The organism is Methylobacterium sp. J-070 (genome assembly GCF_022829385.1).
GTDB lineage: Bacteria > Pseudomonadota > Alphaproteobacteria > Rhizobiales > Beijerinckiaceae > Methylobacterium.
Window position 1 is genome coordinate 1 of the sequence record NZ_JAKSXX010000292.1, and the last position, 543, is coordinate 543.

At 66.3% G+C, this 543-nt stretch carries 1 pseudogene; it reads left to right on the plus strand.

Going from position 1 to position 543, the window contains the following annotated elements:
* A pseudogene (locus MKL01_RS33865) lies at nt 1-87 on the plus strand (IS6 family transposase); the annotation flags it as partial.
* Between the last annotated feature and the right edge of the window lie 456 nt (nt 88-543).

Below are 543 nucleotides of genomic sequence, written 5' to 3' on the forward strand. Positions count from 1 at the left end.
TTCGGGTTTGCGGGGATCTGGACCGTGCGCGAGCAGAACCAGCTGCTCGCCTGCTGCTTCGGCCTTCCTGTCACGAACAAAGCATGAAAGCGAGACGGTAGACGCCCTTCCGCGGCTCACAGCCGGGTTTGCGACACGCCCGCCGGAACCGGGGTTCCGACTTGACGCCCGAGGGCGCTTCGTGGCTTGTGAGGATTGGAAAAGCGGCCCCACAGGCCATCTCGATTTCGACAGCCTCGACCTTGCCGGGTCGGGGCTGTTGGCTTTTCAGGGTCCTACTGCGGCGGTCGGTGCTCCTGGTTGCGCCGGCGACTCGCGCGAGGCGTGCGCCAGCCGGACATGGCATGTCGGCCGGGCGGCACGGTTAAGTCAACGTCAGGGAATGATCAGCGCGACCATGCCGGCCAGACCTTCGACCCTCGCGGACCTGCGCAGAGCCGGCATCATCAGCAGCCAGGAGATCGTTGCGGCGATCGACGCGTACATGCGGGACCCGGCTGCTGGTCCCTACCGCTTTCCCAGCGGCCACAGCCTGGACATCGC